Source organism: Xenorhabdus sp. PB30.3 (assembly GCF_963895965.1).
Lineage (GTDB): Bacteria > Pseudomonadota > Gammaproteobacteria > Enterobacterales > Enterobacteriaceae > Xenorhabdus > Xenorhabdus stockiae.
In genome coordinates, this window is record NZ_CAWQMW010000152.1 from 1 (window position 1) to 20,889 (window position 20,889).

At 41.2% G+C, this 20,889-nt stretch carries 15 protein-coding genes; 10 read left to right on the plus strand and 5 right to left on the minus strand.

Annotated features, from left to right (window positions below):
- The first annotated feature begins 379 nt into the window (after positions 1–379).
- The 5 genes from AACX38_RS14695 to AACX38_RS14715 all read left to right on the plus strand — a co-directional run bounded on the left by AACX38_RS14695 (position 380) and on the right by AACX38_RS14715 (position 7,520).
- Positions 380–1,009, plus strand: coding sequence for a response regulator transcription factor (locus tag AACX38_RS14695; RefSeq protein ID WP_099125239.1), 630 nt, complete (start codon positions 380–382; stop codon positions 1,007–1,009).
- A 3-nt stretch (positions 1,010–1,012) separates the two neighbouring features.
- Entirely contained in the window at positions 1,013–2,626 is a 1,614-nt protein-coding gene (locus AACX38_RS14700) for an MASE1 domain-containing sensor histidine kinase (protein ID WP_228864789.1), read from the plus strand.
- Between the two features lie 70 nt (positions 2,627–2,696).
- Positions 2,697–3,992 carry an MFS transporter family glucose-6-phosphate receptor UhpC gene (gene uhpC, locus AACX38_RS14705; protein WP_228864791.1) on the plus strand — a complete coding sequence of 432 codons (1,296 nt, stop codon included), beginning with the start codon at positions 2,697–2,699 and terminating at the stop codon, positions 3,990–3,992.
- 483 nt (positions 3,993–4,475) lie between these two features.
- Entirely contained in the window at positions 4,476–6,044 is a 1,569-nt protein-coding gene (locus AACX38_RS14710; RefSeq protein WP_228864793.1) for an AbgT family transporter, read from the plus strand.
- Between the two features lie 207 nt (positions 6,045–6,251).
- Positions 6,252–7,520, plus strand: a complete 1,269-nt coding sequence (locus tag AACX38_RS14715) for a YbiU family protein (protein ID WP_228864795.1) — start codon at positions 6,252–6,254, stop codon at positions 7,518–7,520.
- 30 nt (positions 7,521–7,550) lie between these two features.
- Here AACX38_RS14715 and AACX38_RS14720 read toward each other — a convergent pair whose 3' ends face one another.
- On the minus strand, positions 7,551–8,531 hold the full coding sequence (locus AACX38_RS14720) for a GlxA family transcriptional regulator (protein ID WP_228864797.1): 981 nt from the start codon (positions 8,529–8,531) through the stop codon (positions 7,551–7,553).
- A gap of 219 nt (positions 8,532–8,750) precedes the next feature.
- Here AACX38_RS14720 and AACX38_RS14725 point away from each other — a divergent pair, with 219 nt between their 5' ends.
- Entirely contained in the window at positions 8,751–10,496 is a 1,746-nt protein-coding gene (locus AACX38_RS14725; RefSeq protein WP_228864798.1) for a beta-ketoacyl synthase, read from the plus strand.
- 95 nt (positions 10,497–10,591) lie between these two features.
- On the opposite strand, the gene AACX38_RS14730 is transcribed toward AACX38_RS14725, so the two are convergent.
- Positions 10,592–12,304 carry an ABC-F family ATP-binding cassette domain-containing protein gene (locus AACX38_RS14730; protein WP_228864800.1) on the minus strand — a complete coding sequence of 571 codons (1,713 nt, stop codon included), beginning with the start codon at positions 12,302–12,304 and terminating at the stop codon, positions 10,592–10,594.
- Positions 12,305–12,728: 424 nt separating this feature from the next.
- Here AACX38_RS14730 and AACX38_RS14735 point away from each other — a divergent pair, with 424 nt between their 5' ends.
- Complete coding sequence (locus tag AACX38_RS14735) at positions 12,729–13,871, plus strand: DSD1 family PLP-dependent enzyme (protein WP_228864802.1); 1,143 nt, start codon at positions 12,729–12,731, stop codon at positions 13,869–13,871.
- 140 nt (positions 13,872–14,011) lie between these two features.
- Here the strand turns inward: AACX38_RS14735 and ssb1 are convergent, their stop codons facing one another.
- Positions 14,012–14,533, minus strand: coding sequence for a single-stranded DNA-binding protein SSB1 (gene ssb1 / locus AACX38_RS14740; RefSeq protein WP_099123536.1), 522 nt, complete (start codon positions 14,531–14,533; stop codon positions 14,012–14,014).
- A gap of 448 nt (positions 14,534–14,981) precedes the next feature.
- Here ssb1 and uvrA point away from each other — a divergent pair, with 448 nt between their 5' ends.
- The 3 genes from uvrA (at position 14,982) to AACX38_RS14755 (ending at position 18,799) form a co-directional block, all read left to right on the plus strand.
- On the plus strand, positions 14,982–17,813 hold the full coding sequence (uvrA, locus tag AACX38_RS14745) for an excinuclease ABC subunit UvrA (RefSeq protein WP_228864803.1): 2,832 nt from the start codon (positions 14,982–14,984) through the stop codon (positions 17,811–17,813).
- 248 nt (positions 17,814–18,061) lie between these two features.
- Entirely contained in the window at positions 18,062–18,220 is a 159-nt protein-coding gene (locus AACX38_RS14750; protein ID WP_169926676.1) for a DUF5993 family protein, read from the plus strand.
- A gap of 12 nt (positions 18,221–18,232) precedes the next feature.
- Positions 18,233–18,799: a disulfide bond formation protein B gene (locus AACX38_RS14755; protein WP_228864804.1), complete on the plus strand. Its 567-nt coding sequence runs from the start codon at positions 18,233–18,235 to the stop codon at positions 18,797–18,799.
- A gap of 80 nt (positions 18,800–18,879) precedes the next feature.
- On the opposite strand, the gene AACX38_RS14760 is transcribed toward AACX38_RS14755, so the two are convergent.
- A complete protein-coding gene (locus tag AACX38_RS14760) occupies positions 18,880–20,007 on the minus strand; it encodes an AAA family ATPase (protein ID WP_228864805.1) in 1,128 nt (375 codons plus the stop codon).
- A complete protein-coding gene (locus AACX38_RS14765) occupies positions 20,007–20,711 on the minus strand; it encodes an RNA ligase family protein (RefSeq protein WP_228864806.1) in 705 nt (234 codons plus the stop codon). Before AACX38_RS14765 ends, AACX38_RS14760 begins: the two co-directional genes overlap by 1 nt.
- Between the last annotated feature and the right edge of the window lie 178 nt (positions 20,712–20,889).

Here is a 20,889-nt window from a genome sequence, read left to right on the forward strand (position 1 = left end):
CTATAAGATCGCGTTATTTAAATAACATATAAAATCCCTTTTATATCAATAAATAACAAATTTATTTTTATTATTGGATAAAGAAAACACCGCTATTTGTAGTATATTCAGCCTTACCGGATTGTGGAATAAATAATCTAATAAAAACCCATTCTTATTTTATATATTCAGGTTAATTTAATGACAGGTAATATCAAAAAAATCCATGAATTAAAACATAAATAATAATATAAATTAATTATCATGTATGTTATTAACTCAAATAACAGTCTAATTTGTTATCTTCATTGCAAATTTGATTCTTTTAGTTGCGCTGATGCTTTTTCACGAACATTATTATTCATAAGATAAATTCATAATAAAAATACCATAAATAAAAATGAAGATAAAAGTTGCACTTATTGATGATCACGTTGTGGTTCGTTCAGGATTTGCCCAATTACTAACACTAGAAGATGATATTACAATTGTCGGGCAATACAGTAACAGTAAAGAAGCATGGCCAGATCTGCTGGTAAAAAATATAGACATAGCTATTATGGATATCGCCATGCCACATGAAAATGGTTTACAACTCCTTGCACGCCTACGTCCAAAACACCTAAATTTTTATACTATCATGCTCAGTATTTATGATACTGCGGCTCTTGTACAAACTGCGCTTGATTCAGGGGCTCGTGGCTATCTGACAAAATGCTGTGGAGCAGAGGAACTGGTGCAAGCAGTACGTACAGTCCACAATGGAGACATTTACCTTTGTGCTGACGCCATGAAAGCTCTACGCCAAAAGCCACAAGAATTAGATGTACTACAAGTGCTCACTCCACGGGAACGAGAAATTTTTAATCTTTTAATCCATGGAGTAAATGCGAAAAGTATTGCGGAGCAACTTAAATTAAGTCCAAAAACTGTACATGTCCACCGAGCAAATATTCTCAGTAAATTACAGTGTGACTCCACTATTGAACTCGTGCATTATGCATTAAAAAATCAGATTATTGCGGGTTAGTGAATGAATTGTAAAATACGCTTTAGCTTACAAGCTCTGTTTCTACTGATTTTTTACTCATTTACTTGGATCTCTCTATGGATAATCAGTTTTTATCTGAGTAAAAATGGGCAACAGGCGGCACTATTTTTACCTCAGGGACTAAGACTGGTATTAATGATTTTATTATGGCGACGTTATATCGCTATTCTTATTATAAGTGAAATCAGTATATTAATGTGGTTCTATCATGAGCAACTTATTACAAACATAAGCATATTACTGTCTCCATTTATCAGCTTGGCTACAATCATCATTGTAAAAGAAATATGGAAAAACCATTCTCTTTATTGGCAACAAATATCTATATTATTGTCTGGCGTAATAGCCAATAGCCTTTTACAGACCCTTTTATTAAGTTTTTTATTACCGAGTAAAGCTAACCTCATTTTTCTTACATCGCTAACAGGAGGGGTTCTTCTATCTCCTTTTATTTATCTTATATATATCTATTTATACGAACAAAACCTTAAAAGGCAAAATATTACTGATAACTCCTCTTATCCACAATTGCATACATCATTACTAATGTGGTGTTTCCTATTCAGCTTACTTGGTGTAAGTGGCCAATTCTTTTTATCACCTAAAATTGAAGGAATTCTGTCAATTTTGGTCTTTATTCCCAATGTATTTATGGCCTATCGTTACGGCTGGCAAGGAGGAGTTTTCTCCGCTTTATTAGGCAGCCTGATAGTAACATCTGCTCGCCACTTCAGTGGATCTTTCAGTGAATTACAAGAACTGGAAATTTTCTTAACAACACAAGCCCTATTGGGTATAGGACTTGGTATTGCCATCAGCCGTCAACAGCAATTAGCCGGTAATCTTATCCATCAACAGCGATTAACAGAAAATCTCAATCGTTATCGCACACAACTGGAACAGGAATTAGCTGCACGACAAATTCTAATGCAAAAGATAGTCCATATCGAAGAAAACATTCGTAAAAATATTGCCAGAGAATTACATGATGAAATTGGACAAAATATTACTGCAATTCAAATTCAATCTACCTTAGTAAAACGAACGGCAAATTCCCCGTTAACAATAAAAGCCGCTGATCAAATTAAATCCATTGCTCAGCAAATCCATCACTCTACTCGCCAACTTCTTCGCGAATTACGCCCTCCTGTCTTGGATGAAATGTCATTTGAACAGGCAATTCGCCATCTGATAAATGAGTTTGCTTTCGAAGAGAGGAATATTGCCTGTCAGTTCAATTATCAATTATCACAGGAGCCCCAAGATAGCACTATCATTTTGACTCTATATCGATTCATTCAAGAGCTTCTGAATAATATAAATAAGCACTCTGGTGCTAACATAATAATTATTACATTAAAACAAAAAGGAAATTTTATTAAACTTCGCATAAGTGACAATGGGGTCGGAATCACTGAAGGAAAGAAAAATGCAGGTTTTGGATTAAAAGGTATTGAAGAGAGAATTCAGATAATTGGTGGAAACTGGTTATTAAAATCACAAAAAGGAACACATATTGTGATTAACTTACCCATAAATTATCATGAGCACATTAAACAATCAGGTTTATTTTTTACATGTAAAAAACATGTTTAATAATAAACAAATTTAAAAATGAGATGAATTATTTATCAATAAAAAATTACTTTTATGGAGAAATATTATTATGCTAGCCGATAACAATAGTTGGGTCTCACAGGAATACCGTTATTGGCGAGTTCATTTATTACTATCAATATTGATAGGTTATGCTACATTTCAACTTACACGCAGAAGTTTAAATGCTGTTATGCCAGCAATGCAAATAGAGTTAGTGTTAGACAAAAATGATATTGGCTGGATCGCCAGCCTATTTTATCTTGCTTACGGAGTTTCAAAATTTATATCCGGAATTTTCCATGACCATACAGGCTATCGCTGGTTTATGGGAGTAGGATTATTAATAACCGGAGTACTTAATGTTGTCCTTGCATTTTGTTCTTCATTGTCGGCCATATTAATTATCTGGACACTGAATGGTTTTTTTCAGGGCTGGGGTTGGCCACCATGTGCACGCTTACTAACTTACTGGTATTCTCGTAACGAGCGGGGATTCTGGTGGGGATGTTGGAATATTTCAATTAATATAAGCGGGATCCTCCTGACGCTATTATCAACGCTGCTAGCGACACTATATAGTTGGAGGGCAGCATTACTACTTCCCGGAGTCATTAGTATATTACTTGGAATTTGGCTATGCCAACAATTACGTGGTACTCCGCAAGAGCATGGATTACCCAGTATTGGAAATTGGCGACAAGATCATCTGGAACTGAGGCAAGAGCAACTATCCCCACCAATGCCAATGATAAAAATTTTAAAAGAAACAATTGTGTTTAATCGTATTATCTGGTTGCTTGGTATTTCCTATATTCTGATCTATTTCATCAGAACAGCAATACATGACTGGGGAAGTCTTTGGCTAACAGAAAAACATGGTTCTGATTTACTCAACACAAATAAGATTCTCTCATTATTTGAATTAGGAGGATTATTGGGAGCACTCTGCTCAGGATGGGGATCAGACTTACTTTTTCGTAGCCAGCGAGCTCCTATGATTTTACTATTTTCTCTGGGATTATTTTTTTCAGTTACAGCACTTTGGCTAGTCCCCATACAAAATAGTGCCTTACTGGCTACCTGTATTTTTAGTATTGGCTTTTTTGTATTTGGCCCACAAATGTTAATTGGGCTGGCAGCGACAGAATATTGTCATAAGAATGCTGCGGGTACTGTTACAGGCTACCTTGGGCTATATTCCTATCTGAGTGCAGCTATAGCAGGCTGGCCACTGAGTCAGGTAATTAATCATTATGACTGGTCTGGTATGTTTGCTCTAATTACGTTAGCGTCTGCATTGATGGGATTATTACTGATGCCACTATTAATATCTAATTCGAGTAAATTCAATAATCCATCTTAAAAAATTTTTCCCATTTTTTATTTCAATAGAAACATTAAATATTATTTATATAAATACAAAATAGAATGGCTTTCTGAATAAATCACTTATCCATTTTATCCTCTATCTAAAAAATGAAACGATAACATAATGAAATATAAATGCCATGTTATCGTTTCATTTTATTATCAATACAAAAAACACTCTATATATATCGAAAAATTAAAAATATCAGTCTAAAAACACCGGTGATCTTTCATAAACCTAACGGCATAAATGCTATATAGAACACATTTCTGAAATTTATTATCATTCTTATTTACGGCTATTTCCCTTCATGGTAATAACACCTGCCATCAACAATACATTGATAAAAAAAAGAAAATAAACCCACAACAAAATAAAACACTACCTGCTACCCCATCCAACACTCGAATATTTACTATATAGCAAAAAATCAAAACATTATGTAACTTCCGTTGCTCTGTATTAGAAGGAGAAACTATGTTAACTAAAAAACAAAACGGAAGCCGCTTTCTACGAACAGTAGAGTGGCTAGGAAATGCTTTACCTCATCCTGTTATTCTTTTTATTATCCTTATTGCTATTTTGTTAGCCTCTTCAGCAATCGGGCAATATTTTGACATCACAGTTATTGATCCACGCCCTGAAGGGGCAAAAGGCCGGGCGGCAGATGGCGTGATCCATATTGTCAGCTTACTTGACGCAGATGGAATTCGTAAAATTCTCTCTAATTTGGTGACAAACTTTACTGGCTTTGCTCCCTTAGGAACAGTGTTAGTTGCCATGCTTGGTGTCGGTATTGCAGAACGCTCAGGTATGCTGTCTGCTCTGATGAGGTTGGTCGTGGTGAAAGCACCACCCAAATTAACCACTTTAGCCATTGTGTTTGCCGGTATTATGTCAAATACTGCCTCCGAACTGGGTTATGTGGTACTGATTCCACTGGCCGCTATCATCTTCCACTCCCTTGGACGCCACCCACTTGCAGGTCTGGCAGCAGCATTTGCCGGCGTATCCGGTGGTTATTCTGCCAATCTATTATTGGGAACGGTTGATCCTCTGCTTTCGGGAATTACACAGCAGGCGGCACAAATCATCGATCCATCCTATACCGTTGGGGCTGAAGCTAACTGGTATTTCATGTTTGCCAGTACTTTCCTGATTTCTATTCTGGGTTATTTGGTGACTGAAAAAATTGTAGAACCACAATTAGGCCCATATACAACTACCCTGAATGAAGATGAAAGTACGTTTAAAAGTTCCGCCGAAATCACTCCCCAGGAAAAGAAAGCGCTTATCGCCGCTTCACTAACGTTTGCTGCTCTCAGTATCATTTTGGCACTGAACGTTATACCGGAAAACAGTATATTACGTAATCAGGAAACTGGGCTAATCGGCAATTCACCCTTCCTGAAATCTATTGTTGTCTTTATTTTTATCTTCTTTGCTGTGCCTGGCATTGTCTACGGCTATGTCGCCAAAACCATCAAATCCAATAAAGATGTAGTCGATGGCATGGCGCAGTCCATGAGTAATCTGGGTTTATATCTGGTTATTATTTTCTTCGCTTCCCAATTCGTTGCCTTCTTTGGCTGGACAAATATTGGTCAAATCATTGCAGTAAAAGGGGCAACCTTCCTCAATGATATTAACCTACACGGTGGCCTATTATTTATCTGCTTCATCATGATTTGTGCTTTTATTAATCTGATGATTGGATCAGCATCAGCACAATGGGCCGTAACTGCCCCCATATTTGTACCTATGCTGATGCTGGCGGGTTACGCTCCAGAAACTATTCAGGCTGCTTACCGTATTGGTGATTCTGTCACCAATATCATCACCCCGATGATGAGTTATTTTGGGCTGATTATGGCAATTACCGTAAGATATAAAAAAGATGCCGGTATCGGAACAATGGTCACCATGATGTTGCCTTATTCCGTGGTATTTATGGTGGGTTGGTCATTGTTCTTCTATCTCTGGGTCTTTGTTCTTGGTTTGCCTGTCGGCCCGGGTTCCCCCATTTACTATACTCCCGCTGGTTAATACCGGCAGGTTCATTATTGCCCTGAGTATTCACAGGGCAATAATTTCTATATTTTTCATTATCAAATAAACATTAAACTATTTTTCATAACTCAATTAAAACAAAGCATTAAATACTCGCTCAAAATTTTTATCACAAATTAACTAAAACCTGATTGCTATATTATGGATCGAGGTTAGATTGATTTTTATACTAAGGAGGCTGCTATGAATACCTTTTCGAATCCCACCAGTGTTCCTGATAATTACCGTGAAAAAATTCGTCAGATGAAACCAATTCTGCGCGAGCAAATCGGGGATGTGGAAACGCTCTTTTTGCAGGTATGTGACAAGATAGAAAAAGAGTTAACCGAAGCTAAAAAAGATGAAAAAAATCTCGGCAGTGCCTGGCCTGAGCTACACTGGCATGATTTGGCTGAAGGTAAAGTATCAGAAGAAGCCATCCAGAAAATCAAGCGTCGTGGCTGTTTAGTCATCAGGCAAAATTTTCCACGCTCTCAGGCAATAGAATGGGATAAATCAATGCTTGATTACCTTGATATCAATGAGTTTGATCGTCTTTATCAAGGGCCAAAAGATAATTACTTCGGCACTCTTAAAACATCCCGCCCGGAAATTTATCCTATTTACTGGTCGCAGGCACAGATGCAGGCCAGACAAAGTGAAAGAATGGCGCTGGCACAATCTTTTCTGAATCACCTGTGGAAATTTGAATCAACCGGAGTGAGTTGGTTTAATCCTAATGTCAGTATGATTTATCCTGACCGTATTCGTCACAAGCCTCCGGGCACGAATTCCAAAGGGCTGGGAGCTCATATCGATTCTGGCTCTTTAGAACGCTGGTTACTGCCTGCTTATCAAAACGTATTCAAAAACATTTTTACTAACCGATTTGCAGAATATGATCCTTGGGATGCCGCCTATCGCCCCGATATGAATGAATTCGATCATAAAACAAGATGCTCTGTTTTCAGAACATTCCAGGGTTGGACGGCATTGTCTGACATATTAACTGATCAGGGACTTTTGCATGTTGTCCCTGTTCCCGAAGCAATAGCCTATATCCTGCTGCGTCCACTGCTGAATGATGTTCCCGAAGATGAGTTGTGCGATGTGGTTCCCGGTAAAGCGCTTCCTATCTCAGAGCAATGGCATCCTCATCTCATTCGGGGATTATGCAGTATTCCGGCACTACAGGCCGGTGACTCAGTCTGGTGGCATTGTGATCTGATTCACTCAGTTGCCCCTGTTGAAAATCAACAGGGCTGGGGAAATGTGATGTATATTCCCGCGGCACCGTTATGTGATAAAAATCTGGCCTATGCTCATCATGTCGCAACAGCACTTGACGAGGGTATATCTCCGGCAGATTTTGCTCCGGAGCATTATGAAAAAAACTGGAAGAACCGGTTTACTTCCGCAGAACTCAATACAATCGGTCTACAGGGGCTTGGCCTAAAAAATAAGGCATTTTGAGATAATGTAATGCGTAAAGCAGTCTTTAAGCTAATCGGCACGGAATGCCTTTGCTTTTACCAAGTTACGGTAAGCTACAGGTGTCAATTCAAAATGTTTCTCAAACACTTTACTGAAATAATGGGGATCCCTGAATCCGACTAATTGTGCAACATTCAATAAATTCAGGTTATTATCTTTCAACAACTGTTTTGCCGTCGATAAACGGTAATTAAGCATGTATTTATGTGGAGAAACGCCAATCTGCGCCATGAAATTACGTGTCAGCGTTCTCTCCGAAACCCCAACATAGTTGGCAATTTCCTTAATGGTGATTGATGAAGTTATATTTTTCTGAATATAGCTCTGGGCTATTGATACCACCTCATCAAATTGTGTATTCCCCCCCATCTGAAAGAAGGGCTCAGACTGAAAGTCAGAGACTTCGTGCATGAAATGTTTCTCAATCACTCTCGCAATTTTCAGACCAAAAAACTGAGAAATAAGGTAAACCAGCAACTCCGTTTGAGAATTAATACTTCTGACACAATAAATATTATCATTATAAGTAATGCCAGCTTTGCGGTTAACCTTAACATCCGGGAAACCACAAATAAGCTTGTCATAAAATGACCAATGCGTTGTTGCTGTTTTTCCGTCCAGTAAACCTGCCTGTGCCAGCCAGAATACGCCTGTGCCGGTTGCAACAATAACTGCATTATTATCTTTTTGCCGGCGCAACCATGCGAAAATATCCTCTCTATTTCCCATTGCAGGAAATGGATTTCCCCACATCGGGGGTAGAAAAACCAAATCAAAATCAACAGGGTCTGAAAATGTATGGTGGGTATGTAACAGAATTTGCGGTGTCTGTTGATTCTTTCTCTTCTCACTTCCCACAACAGACATACAAAGCGGCTGCTTTTTCTGCGCAGTATGGCTTCTCAGGCTACTGGCGCTATTCAGCATATCTGATGCAAACGTAATTCCGCTTTGTAATGCTCTATCATATAAGACAAACGCTATTTTCATACCCAGTCTCCGAACATCATGTACCCTTCTTACCTATTCCTTACGGAGTTTCGGGATACTGCCAACAAAGCTAAAACTTAAAAAATAACGGGGATATAATATTTAATATTTAGTTTCAATAAAGCCAAATGGCAATATTCTCAGTTTTAATGACCAATATATCAGAGTATTAATTTACACCAATTGCTAAACTGCAAAGAAAACCTTTCGGAGTTCACAATGAGTAAATTACCTGTAATTGTTGGTTTAGGCGGTATCAATGCGGCAGGACGAAGTTCTGGATTCCACGGATATAAACGTATTGTATCAAACAGCCTTAATGACACAGTAATGAAAGACACATGGAGTGATTTATGCCATCGGATGGGGATTATTAACGATACTGGATCTGTCACAGCCTCCCAGATTGAACAGGCGAAAAATGGCACTCTCATTAGAAAAATAACACTTTTTGATCCACATAATGTACCGGTTAATAAAATAATTACTACTTCTGATAAAGACTCAGTTCAGCTATTACAGCCAGCTTATACCTCACTCTCTGTATCCAGTGCCGGGCAAATACCAGAAGGGTTTGAAATGGGAGATTTATATCATGCCCATCACCACCCACGCGGCTTGCGTCTTACCGTATATGGAGCCTCAGACTTACTTAACTCAATCGGGATGTCATGGTCTGAGATATCCGCATTGGTAGACCCCGATCAAATCTCTGTTTATGCCAGCTGTGCTGTAGGTCAGGTGGATCAGTTTTCACTATCAGGATTAATCGGTAATCGGCTGAACGGATTACGTGCCAGCTCCAAAATGTTGCCGCTTTCCTTACCCGATATGCCAGCCGCTTTTATTAACAGTTATATTATCAATAGTATAGGAAGCACATCTGCCAATATCGGTGCCTGCGCCAGTTTTCTGTATAACCTCAAACAGGGTGTTAATGATATCAGGCAGGGTAAAGCCAAAATTTGTTTAGTGGGATGTGCCGAAGCCCCTGTTGTTCCTGAAGTTCTGGAAGGGTTCAGTGCCATGGGAGCTATGGCAGAAGACCATCAGTTATGTAAACTGGATGGAACCGATACGGTCAACAACCGTCGTGCCTGCCGCCCATTCTCAACTAATGTCGGGCTGACACTTTCTGAGGCATCACAGTTTGTACTTCTGATGAGTGATGACCTTGCTCTACAATGTGGCGCTAATATTCTCGGTTCTGTACCTGATGTTTTCGTAAATGCCGATGCAAATAAGAAATCCATCTCTTCTCCGGGAGTGGGTAACTATATTACGATGATGAAAGCAGCCTCCCTGACTAACAGCATTCTGGACGGAAAATTACAGCATTCTTACGTTCAGGCACATGGTACAGGAACTCCCCAAAACAGAGTGACTGAAAGCCATATTCTCAATGAAGTCGCGAAAGTTTTTGGACTCAGCCATTGGGATGTAACCGCTATTAAATCATATGTCGGGCACTCTTTTTCTGCCTCTGCGGGTGATCAATTAGCTAACACACTGGGGGTTTGGCGATTTGGCTGGATACCCGGTATTAAGACAATCGACCATATTGCTGAAGATGTACACGCTTCCAACCTGAATATCTTAATGCAGGACAAGTTTGCTGGTGAACAAGGCAATGATATGCGTGCCACAATTATTAACTCGAAAGGTTTTGGCGGTAATAATGCCAGTGCGGTTGTTTTATCCCCACAACAGACAATGCAAATGCTGACAAAAAAACATGGCAATGCAGCTATCAACAGTTATCACAATATTAATCAGCCAGTTAAAGAAATTACCGAACAACAGGATCAGGACATTTGCCGCGGTAAGGAATCTGTGATTTATAATTTTGGTAACTCAGTACTACAGCCTTCAGATATCCAACTCTCACGTCAGGAAGTGAAACTGGCGGGTTTCAAACAGACTATCAAGCTACCAAATGCCGATGAATTCAGCGAATTTCTGTAACTCCCCTTAATATTACGCATTCTAGATAATTAGAATTTGTTTGGAATAATCTGACCGCCATCAGAGCAAAATTAATGACGGTCAGATACAGCTAATTAAAGCTGCCTGTTTATCACTTCAATCTCCTGCCGCCATTTGTCCTGTAAAGCTGGCTTCTGATGTTTCGATTTTCTGTTTAAATCTTCCTGCAAAAGTTGCTCCAGCTCAATCAGACGTTGCAACAAAACTTCTTCATCCCATCCCGATGCTGTTGTTTTTTGTTGTTTACGATCAATACCCTGCTGTTGAGTTCTAAATGAACTATTCCCGCGTTCAAGCAAAGCATAGATCTCTTCGACATTGTGATATTCGGCTAATTCACCATTGTTAATCAGCCAAAAACGATTGCAGCTTTGCTCGATAAGACTTCGGTCATGGCTGACAATCAAGGCTCCACCTTTGTATTCTTTCAGAGTGTCAAAGAGTTCTTCTTTGCCTTCCAAATCAAGATGGTTAGTCGGCTCATCAAGCAACAACAGGTGGTAACGCGCTAGCGTCAAGCCCACGAATAATAAGCGGGCTCGTTCACCACCACTCAATGATGCCACCTTCTGTTGATGTCGTTTATATTCAAAACCTGCACTGATAAGTGCCCGTTTACGCTGATCATCAATGGTTGGTGCAAAACGAAGCAGTGCATCGCTCAGTGTGTCATCATCCTGAATCTGCTCCAGCGATTGATCGTAGTAACCAAGCCGGCATTGTGGATGGTAAGCCACATCCTGCAATGTCTTTTCCAGATACTCCTGATACAAGGCTTTTAATAACGTGGATTTTCCACTTCCGTTATTACCCAGAATAGCTACTCTGTCACCACTTTTGATCTGCTTTGACAACACATTAAACAGAACAACATCAGTTCCTAAAGGCATAACAGCCATTTGTTCGATATTCAGTAACCGGTTAGCCGGTAATGAATCTCCCTGTAGAGTCAGCCTCCACGGTGTACCCTGTGTCAGTTTGGTTTGCTGCTCAGCAAGACGCTGCTTACGCGCTTGCATTGTCTTCGCTTTACGGGAAAGATCGGGGTTGTCATAAACTTTTCCCCATACCGCCAGCCGTTCAGCACTTTGTTCCAGCCTGTCTATCTCTTTTTGCTCGCTGGCATGACGTTGCAGATCAGCCTGATCACGCTCTAGCAGAGCCTGCCTTGCCTGCGAACAAGGCATGCCAAAATGATGCAGGGTTTTATCCCGCATTATCCAAGTTGTATTCGTCACCTTATCCAACAACGTTTGGTCATGTGACACCACAACAAACGATCCTTTCCACTGAATTAGAAAAGATTCCAGCCATAAAAGGGAGGTTAAATCCAGATGGTTACTCGGCTCATCCAGTAGCAGTAAGTCAGGTTGTTGGATCACCGCACGGCCAAGCAATAAACGCATATGCTGGCCGCCACTGAGATTCCCGATAGGTGTCTGCCAATCCTGTTGGGAAAAACCCAGTTCAGATAACAGAAGTTCAGCCCGCCAAATTTCATCAACCTTAATTTTTTCGGCAATGGCTTCGATCAGCGTCGCATCATGCAGAGATAAAGGGAGATGCTGTTCGACATAGGCCAGTACACACTGATTCGCAACCGTCATCTGACCGCCGTAATCTTCCAGATTACCGCTAAGTAATTTCATCAGGGTGCTTTTGCCACAGCCGTTATGGCCAATAAGCCCTATCTTGTCACCTTTATTCAGTGTAAACGTCACATCCTCAAACAAAGAAGATGAAGAAAAAGCAATAGAAAGCGATTGTGCAAATAAATAAGTACTCATAGATAAACTCAAGAATTTTGGGTGCAAAACACCGTTGTCAGGTGCTGACAATAATTCTTCGAGCTTGAGTGAAGATAATCCGAACTATCAATTTACTGCTTTAGAGCAGTAATCAAAATTTTTCGCTCAAACTGAGATTATCGCAGCGTATGCCACAAACTCTTGAGCAAGCTTCTGTCGCCAAATAAGCGAGCGTTAAAAAAACGCTGCACAAACATCAGAAACCTCCTTTTTTATCAGGGAAAGTAATGATACCTTCTGGTTATTCGGTGAACAAAGAATATAAAGACTCTTCCAGTAAAAGCAAATAAATCAGACGTAAAGTATAAAAAATGCGTTCAGGCTCGCATATATTTTCTAAACTCATTGCATTAATAATTGAGAAAACCAAGAAAGATCACTTTAGTAATAAAGGAGGCATGTTATGTCAAACTCAGACTGGTTAAGCTTGTTAGAAACTCCCTTCCTGCTAATTGATGAATCACGTTTTATCCGCAATATTGACCGGCTCTATAACCGTATTGGGCTTCTTGGCAGTCACATACGCCCTCACCTGAAAACCCTGCGCTCTCCCGAAGCCGCAAAATATCTACTGAAAGACTCTTCATCCCCTGCTACCGTTTCCACGCTGGCAGAAGCAGAAGGTTTTGTTAAAGCTGGTTACACCAATATTTTGTACGCTGTAGGTATTGCACCCCATAAGCTGGCTCGTGTGGCAAATCTTCTTAATAAAGGGAGCAATATTCACATCCTGCTTGATACACCAGAACAAGCCTTAGCAGTAGCTGAATATGCAAAAGCCAATAGTGTGATCTTTTCCGTATTTATTGAAATTGACTGTGACGACCATCGGGGCGGGCTCCAGCCAGATAGTGATGAACTCATTAAGCTGGCAAAGATGGTTGACGGCAATGGTGCCACTCTGACAGGCCTGCTAACCCATGCAGGAGGATCCTATTCATGCCGAACAGGGGAACAACTCAGAGTTGCAGCGAAGGCAGAATGTGATGCCGTTAGGCAAGCCGCCAGACGTATCAGAGAAGTGGGTATTGCCTGTCCGATTTTGAGTGTGGGTTCTACACCAACTGCACACTATGTCGAAGATTTGACTGGTATTACTGAAGTAAGGGCTGGCGTTTTTTCTACTTTTGATTTGGTCATGAAAAACGTTGGAGTCTGTACGTTAGATGATATTGCTATGTCTGTTGTGACAACCGTTATCGGTCGTAATAAAGAAAAAGGCTGGATTCTGATTGATGCCGGATGGATGGCAATGTCCAGAGATCGCGGTACTGCTGAAGGCCCGATAGACTATGGTTATGGGCAGGTTTGCAATCTGGATGGACACCCTTACCCTGATTTATGTGTCTCGATAACGAATCAGGAACACGGCATCATTGTATTACCTGCCGAATCAAGCATGAAAACAGAAGATTTCCCTGTAGGTACAAGGTTACGTATCCTGCCTAACCATGCCTGTGCAACCGCCTCTATGCATTTACAGTATCAGGTTCTGAAGCAAGGTTCGTCGGAACAGGAAACATGGCATCGTATTACTGGCTGGTGATATGAATACAAACTGAACTTGAAAAAAGCGACAGCTCCAGCCAATCCAAAACATAATATATTTTCTGAACAACGATAAAAAACCCCGTAAAAAACGGGGTATTAAATACTCTTCTTTATAGAAGTGCTCTATGGTATCCCTTAGAACGGGATATCATCATCAAAATCCATTGGTGGCTCATTGCTCTGTGGAGCCGGAGACTGGGCCGGACGAGATGATGGCGCACCGCCGCCACTGAACTGCTGAGATGCCTGTGGCTGCTGTGGCTGACCCCAGCCGCCTTGTGCCGGAGCATCCTGTGATGCGCCACCACGGCCGCCTAGCATCTGCATCGTGCCGCCAATTGGGTTAACCACGACTTCAGTGGTGTAACGATCCTGACCACTTTGATCCTGCCATTTACGGGTCTGCAACGCGCCTTCGATGTAAACCTGAGAACCTTTACGCAGGTATTCACCAGCTACTTCTGCCAGTTTGCCGAACATGACCACACGGTGCCATTCGGTCTTCTCTCTCATCTCACCGGTTTGCTTATCACGCCAGCTCTCGGACGTGGCCAGAGTAATGTTGGCAACTGCACCGCCGTTCGGCATATAGCGAACTTCCGGATCCTGCCCCAAATTACCCACTAAAATAACTTTGTTTACGCCTCTGCTGGCCATTCGGAATACTCCTGATGAAATGATTTTTTGCTAAAAACGGACTTCTGTAATTATAAGCAACGTAGTTTATCATGCGAGGCTTAACTTTAAATAAAAACCGCTTATCTTAATTCTTTGCGAAGCGCATCGTACTTTATTCCACTTATCTTTCAAGCAACTTCTTGAATTAGATTAGGTGCGCTCACTTCCCTCAGTCACATTCGATGCCTATGTTCATTCCTTTGCTATCGCTTATCAGACTGAAATTCAAAGGGTATATACCCTTTGCATTTTTTTAACCATTACTTGGTTCCTCAAAACGGCCTATATAGCAATCGAAATTGCTTGATATACACTGTAATGGTTACGCATAAATCCTGTTAAATACTGTATATCCATTCAGCAGGGTTTGTGCAATAATACCGCGTTTATTTGTTGAGCACGATCAATATAATCTGGGTAATGGTAAATGGATAACATCGAAGTTCGGGGCGCCCGCACCCATAATCTCAAGAATATCAATCTGGTAATCCCCCGTGACAAGCTGATAGTCATCACAGGGTTGTCTGGCTCCGGTAAGTCTTCTCTGGCTTTCGATACACTGTATGCGGAAGGTCAGCGTCGCTATGTAGAGTCTCTCTCTGCATATGCCCGCCAGTTTTTATCACTGATGGAAAAACCGGATGTCGACCACATTGAAGGCCTGTCTCCTGCCATTTCCATTGAACAGAAATCAACTTCCCATAACCCGCGTTCAACTGTCGGTACAATTACCGAAATTCACGATTATCTCCGTCTGCTGTTTGCCCGCGTCGGTGAGCCTCGCTGTCCTGAACATGATATTCCGCTGGCTGCACAAACAATCAGCCAGATGGTCGATAATGTCCTGATGCTGCCGGAAGGGCAACGCCTGATGTTACTTGCCCCCGTGGTTAAAGAGCGTAAAGGGGAACATTCCAAGCTGTTGGATAATCTTGCAGCACAAGGTTATATCCGTGCCCGTATTGATGGTGAAGTGTGTGACCTTTCCGATCCTCCCAAACTGGAATTACAGAAAAAACACACGATTGAAGTCGTCGTCGACCGTTTTAAAGTACGCCCTGATTTAGTTCAGCGTCTGGCTGAATCGTTCGAGACAGCATTAGAGCTTTCTGGCGGTACGGCGGTTATTGCCAATATGGATGATGAGAAAGCTGAAGAACTTATCTTCTCCGCCAATTTCGCTTGCCCAATGTGTGGCTACAGCATGAGCGAACTGGAGCCACGCCTGTTTTCTTTCAACAACCCCGCCGGAGCCTGTTCGACTTGTGATGGTTTAGGTGTCCAGCAATTCTTCGATCCTGATCGTGTTGTACAAAATGGCGGTATTTCCCTCGCCGGTGGAGCAATCCGTGGATGGGATCGCCGCAATTTTTATTACTTTCAGATGCTGAAATCGCTGGCAGATCATTACAAATTTGATATAGAAACACCGTTTGATGAATTAAATGCTTCCATTAAAAAAGCCGTTTTATATGGCTCAGGAAAAGAAACCATCGAGTTCAGATATACCAATGATCGTGGCGATATCACTGTCCGCAAGCACCCGTTTGAAGGTGTTCTGCACAATATGGAGCGCCGCTATAAAGAGACCGAATCTTCTGCTGTACGGGAAGAGTTAGCCAAATATATCAGTAATCGCTCCTGTATTTCGTGTGAAGGCACCCGGCTACGCAAAGAAGCGCGTTTTGTCTTTATTGAAAATACAACCCTGCCACAGATCTCTGATTTCAGCATCGGCCATGCGATGGAGTTTTTCCAGAACATCAAGTTAAGTGGCCAGCGCGCAAAGATTGCCGAGAAAGTGCTGAAGGAGATCGGTGATCGCCTGAAATTTCTGGTCAATGTTGGCCTGAATTATCTGACTCTTTCCCGCTCAGCTGAAACTCTTTCCGGTGGTGAAGCTCAGCGTATCCGTCTGGCAAGCCAGATTGGTGCCGGTCTGGTTGGTGTGATGTATGTGCTGGATGAGCCTTCGATTGGCCTCCACCAGCGTGATAATGAGCGCTTACTGGAGACGTTGCTGCATCTGCGTAATCTGGGTAATACCGTTATTGTCGTTGAGCATGATGAAGATGCCATCCGTGCCGCCGATCATATCATTGATATCGGGCCGGGAGCGGGTGTACATGGCGGTGAAGTTGTTGCTGAAGGTTCTATCGATAACATTATGGCAAGTAAGGAATCTCTCACAGGAAAATTCCTGAGTGGTGAGCGTAAGATTGCCATCCCGGAACAGCGTATCGCAGCTGACCCTGACAAAATGCTGAAATTGATTGGCGCAAAAGGCAATAATCTGAAAAAAGTGACATTAAACCTGCCCGTTGGCCTGTTTACATGTATCACTGGGGTTTCAGGCTCCGGTAAATCGACATTGATCAACGATACGTTATTCCCAATTGCACAACGCCAGTTAAACGGTGCTACCAACATCAATCCAGCGCCTTATGTAGATATTCAGGGTCTGGAACATTTCGACAAAGTCATTGATATTGACCAAAGCCCTATCGGCAGAACACCCCGCTCAAACCCGGCCACTTATACCGGGGTATTTACTCCAGTAAGAGAATTGTTTGCCGGTGTGCCTGAATCCCGTACTCGTGGCTATACTCCGGGGCGTTTTAGTTTCAATGTCAAAGGTGGGCGCTGTGAGGCCTGTCAGGGTGACGGGGTCATTAAGGTTGAAATGCATTTCCTGCCTGATATTTATGTTCCCTGTGATCATTGTAAAGGGAAGCGCTATAACCGTGAAACACTGGAAATTAAATACAAGGGCAAGAATATTAATGAAGTGCTGAATATGACTATCGAAGAAGCACGTGAGTTTTTCGATGCAGTCCCAGCCCTTGCCCGTAAATTACAAACACTGATAGATGTCGGTCTCTCCTATATCCGGCTTGGGCAATCCGCTACTACCCTTTCAGGTGGTGAAGCCCAGCGGGTTAAATTAGCACGCGAATTATCCAAACGGGGTACAGGCCAGACACTCTATATTCTTGATGAACCAACAACCGGATTACACTTTGCCGATATTCAACAGTTACTGGCTGTCCTGCATCAACTACGGGATCAGGGAAATACCATTGTTGTTATCGAACATAATCTGGATGTGATTAAAACTTCAGACTGGATTGTCGACCTTGGCCCGGAAGGCGGCAGCGGTGGTGGTGAAATATTAGTAGCAGGAACTCCAGAAGAAGTTGCGAAGTGCAAAAACTCTCATACTGCACGTTTCCTGAAAGGAATACTTAATAATAATTAATATTATATTCAAAATGACAACCAATAAAAAACCTCTCCTCTGTGGGAGGTTTTTTTTAAGTTAATATTTTCTAATACCTCAGATACCTTGATCTATGTATTTAGAATAATAATAAACTTAATTATATCAGTGAACTATTCTTACATTGACTTCATCATTGCATTTAACAGATATGAGTAATCATATTAGATGTGCAATTATTCCATAATGATATAACATATTCTATGAACTTATAATGGAGATTAAATATGTATATGTTTTTACCATTTTTGATTGCGCTAGTTATTATTATCACTGTCGTGGCTGGCAAGAAAAAACTCACTTATGCACTTTGGTTTGCCTTATTAATCATCACGGTATTTTGGTTTAAATATCATGCTACTGATGCACTGAATCTTTCTTTTTAACCGGAGGCCGTAATGAGTAATTCTATGTCAGCATCTCGCAACCTCAATCCATCTATTACCTTGAATATTCTTGGTTTGTTTGGCATCAGTGTCATTTTAATTGTCGCTTTTTATTATCAGCTGGCACGTTTTGAACTTCCTTGCCCATTATGTCTGTTACAACGTGCAGGCATCATTATGATCGGCTTTGGCTTTCTATTTAATATTTATTTCGGTGTCAAAAACGCTCACTACAGCTTCTCTCTAATAGGCTGTATCGTAACCGGCTTTGTTGCCATGCGTCAGGTTTCTTTGCATATCCTGCCGGGAGATACAGGATATGGTTCCACTTTCCTTGGGTTGCACTTCTATACTTGGGCAGCGGTTATGTCCATTCTTACTATTATCGCTATTGCTGTCATTATGCCTTTGAAAGCAGGTAACCATGATCCGGTAAAATCTTCACCGCATATACTTGGCAAACTTGCTATGGGGTTATTTGCTCTTTTAATCGCCGCGAATCTGGTTTCTACCATTCTGGAATGCGGTAGCGGGCAATGTGATGATAACCCGACATTTTATCAGTTATTACAGAAATAACTGTTTGTTATCGTTATAGAAAAAAGAAGGCTGATGCACTTAGCCTTCTCCTATTCTACCAAAGGGAACTCAGCAACAACTTATCCCGATATTGATAATCCATTGATAAAATAACAAACTTCATGTGCTTCTTCAGGAGTAGGTACTTCCAGCTTGGAAAGCATCCTGTCCATCACTTTATCCGGAACGACATATTGGCGATGGTTATTTTGCTGCCGCCACTGTTTATACCCCTGTTCGATATAAACAATCTTAACTCTCGCGTTGTAACTGACAAATAACTTGATAAGTTGCTGACGTATTTGCACTGTTAGATTCGTCGCATTCCAGATAAAGTCCTGCTGGTTACGCAATTTTTCTCTGGCCTGCTTTTTCGCCTGTTGCACAACCCAACCAGTAGCATTTTTATCTTCCGGACTTATTTGATGCTGACGGCGAATTGCATCCAGACTAATGACAGCTCTGTCTGAATAATATTGTCGGATAAAATGATCCTTTCCCATGCCCGGCAATCCACATAATAGAATGACCTGGCTGCCATAATTATCGTAAGGCTGGTAATCCGGCTGTTCACTTTCTGTAGAAAAATAATGAAAATGGGCTTCTGACGAAGGAAATTGCCGTGCATTACGCCAACAATTCTGTTCACGACAATAAAGTTCAAACAGATCTATGCGTTCCAGCAGCTCCTGCGCATCATGACACTCTCGTCCTAAAACATCAGCTTTTGCCAACAAAGCTAATAGATAAGTATCAACACGCAGTGACGCTGCCAGTAGTGCTTTCTGAGGCTCAGGTTTCTCCATCAGCCATAATGGCAAGCCATGAAAACGAACCAAAGCAGCCACTTGTTCACGTATCGCAAATGGTGTCGCTACTTGTTGGAACAAAATCTGCCTGACAGTTAATTCACCTTTACGGGCATGACCGGGGGAAATAATTCGCCCATCCCAATCCATCCGCGTAGTACTTCGCTTTTCCACATCATGCAGTAAAGCCGACACCCAGAGAATTTCCTGCTCTTCTTTCTCCAGTGCCTGATATTCAGGCAGTTGCTCCAGCGCAGACAATACCATTTGTGTATGAGTGGCAACATCACCTTCTGCATGATGAATAGGATCCTGCTGAACGCCACTCATATCTGCGATAAAAGAAAATGTGTCAGATAAATAATGCCATGTTTTATTTTCACTGAATGACCAGTTCATTATCTCTCTCCATTCATATATTCAAAGTAGAGAGGTGCCCGTTGCCAGTGTCGCTTCCAGTGAATATCAGTTTTCACATGATTTTTACGTACATATTTAAAGACATTGTGTGAAAAATCAGTCACTGAATATTCACCTGTATTACGGCTGACGATCCCTTCCATTGAGCAAGGCCGTTTTGTTTTTGTATCCCATGAAGAGAAATAACTTTCTTGTTTTGCTGTTTGAAGAATATTGTCAATAAATGCAGATTCGTTCCGTGTGTCAGGAATAACAATTTCCGGAATAGTGGGAAAATCAAATAAATCAGCGTAAAATTTTACTTCTTCCCAACTCAGCCACATATCTTTCATACGCACAGCAAAAACAAAGAAGTATTCTTCGAGATGCCGGTATTCAATAGAATGGATCGCATACAGGTTCTCGCCAAAAATCTCGATATTACCGAGATCGCCCTTCATTAATTGCCAACGCTGACGGATTTGTTGTGTCCATGCAGATTGTGTTGGTGCAGCATGAGAACGCGCAAAAACACCGTGCTGATTCAGACAGTTATTTTCACCATCTAACTTTTCGGTGTGAATAAGATGAGTAATGTTGTGTATATCCTGCCACCAATCATGATTAATACGATCATCACTGGTTGTGCCCGGAGAAAACGGATAATGAAACGTTCTACCGTACTTTCTTGATTGCATATCCATAATGCTTTAGCTCTTTTAAATTATCCCAATAAAAGCGAGTTACGCTTTTACAGATTAATATTTATCTCAATCTTTACTGAAAGAGTTCAAGAGTTAGCATTACATTTTCTTTATTCCCGGCAGATGAATATTTTAAATTAAAAGACCAGATATAACACTCAGATATATTTAATGGAAG

What these genes read in the sequence shown, in the direction of transcription:
- AACX38_RS14695 (WP_099125239.1), top strand. Translation starts at nt 380, where the DNA reads ATGAAGATAAAAGTTGCACTTATTGATGATCACGTTGTGGTTCGTTCA.
- AACX38_RS14700 (WP_228864789.1), top strand. Translation starts at nt 1,013, where the DNA reads ATGAATTGTAAAATACGCTTTAGCTTACAAGCTCTGTTTCTACTGATT.
- uhpC (WP_228864791.1), top strand. Translation starts at nt 2,697, where the DNA reads ATGCTAGCCGATAACAATAGTTGGGTCTCACAGGAATACCGTTATTGG.
- AACX38_RS14710 (WP_228864793.1), top strand. Translation starts at nt 4,476, where the DNA reads ATGTTAACTAAAAAACAAAACGGAAGCCGCTTTCTACGAACAGTAGAG.
- AACX38_RS14715 (WP_228864795.1), top strand. Translation starts at nt 6,252, where the DNA reads ATGAATACCTTTTCGAATCCCACCAGTGTTCCTGATAATTACCGTGAA.
- AACX38_RS14720 (WP_228864797.1), bottom strand. Translation starts at nt 8,531, where the DNA reads ATGAAAATAGCGTTTGTCTTATATGATAGAGCATTACAAAGCGGAATT.
- AACX38_RS14725 (WP_228864798.1), top strand. Translation starts at nt 8,751, where the DNA reads ATGAGTAAATTACCTGTAATTGTTGGTTTAGGCGGTATCAATGCGGCA.
- AACX38_RS14730 (WP_228864800.1), bottom strand. Translation starts at nt 12,304, where the DNA reads ATGAGTACTTATTTATTTGCACAATCGCTTTCTATTGCTTTTTCTTCA.
- AACX38_RS14735 (WP_228864802.1), top strand. Translation starts at nt 12,729, where the DNA reads ATGTCAAACTCAGACTGGTTAAGCTTGTTAGAAACTCCCTTCCTGCTA.
- ssb1 (WP_099123536.1), bottom strand. Translation starts at nt 14,533, where the DNA reads ATGGCCAGCAGAGGCGTAAACAAAGTTATTTTAGTGGGTAATTTGGGG.
- uvrA (WP_228864803.1), top strand. Translation starts at nt 14,982, where the DNA reads ATGGATAACATCGAAGTTCGGGGCGCCCGCACCCATAATCTCAAGAAT.
- AACX38_RS14750 (WP_169926676.1), top strand. Translation starts at nt 18,062, where the DNA reads ATGTATATGTTTTTACCATTTTTGATTGCGCTAGTTATTATTATCACT.
- AACX38_RS14755 (WP_228864804.1), top strand. Translation starts at nt 18,233, where the DNA reads ATGAGTAATTCTATGTCAGCATCTCGCAACCTCAATCCATCTATTACC.
- AACX38_RS14760 (WP_228864805.1), bottom strand. Translation starts at nt 20,007, where the DNA reads ATGAACTGGTCATTCAGTGAAAATAAAACATGGCATTATTTATCTGAC.
- AACX38_RS14765 (WP_228864806.1), bottom strand. Translation starts at nt 20,711, where the DNA reads ATGGATATGCAATCAAGAAAGTACGGTAGAACGTTTCATTATCCGTTT.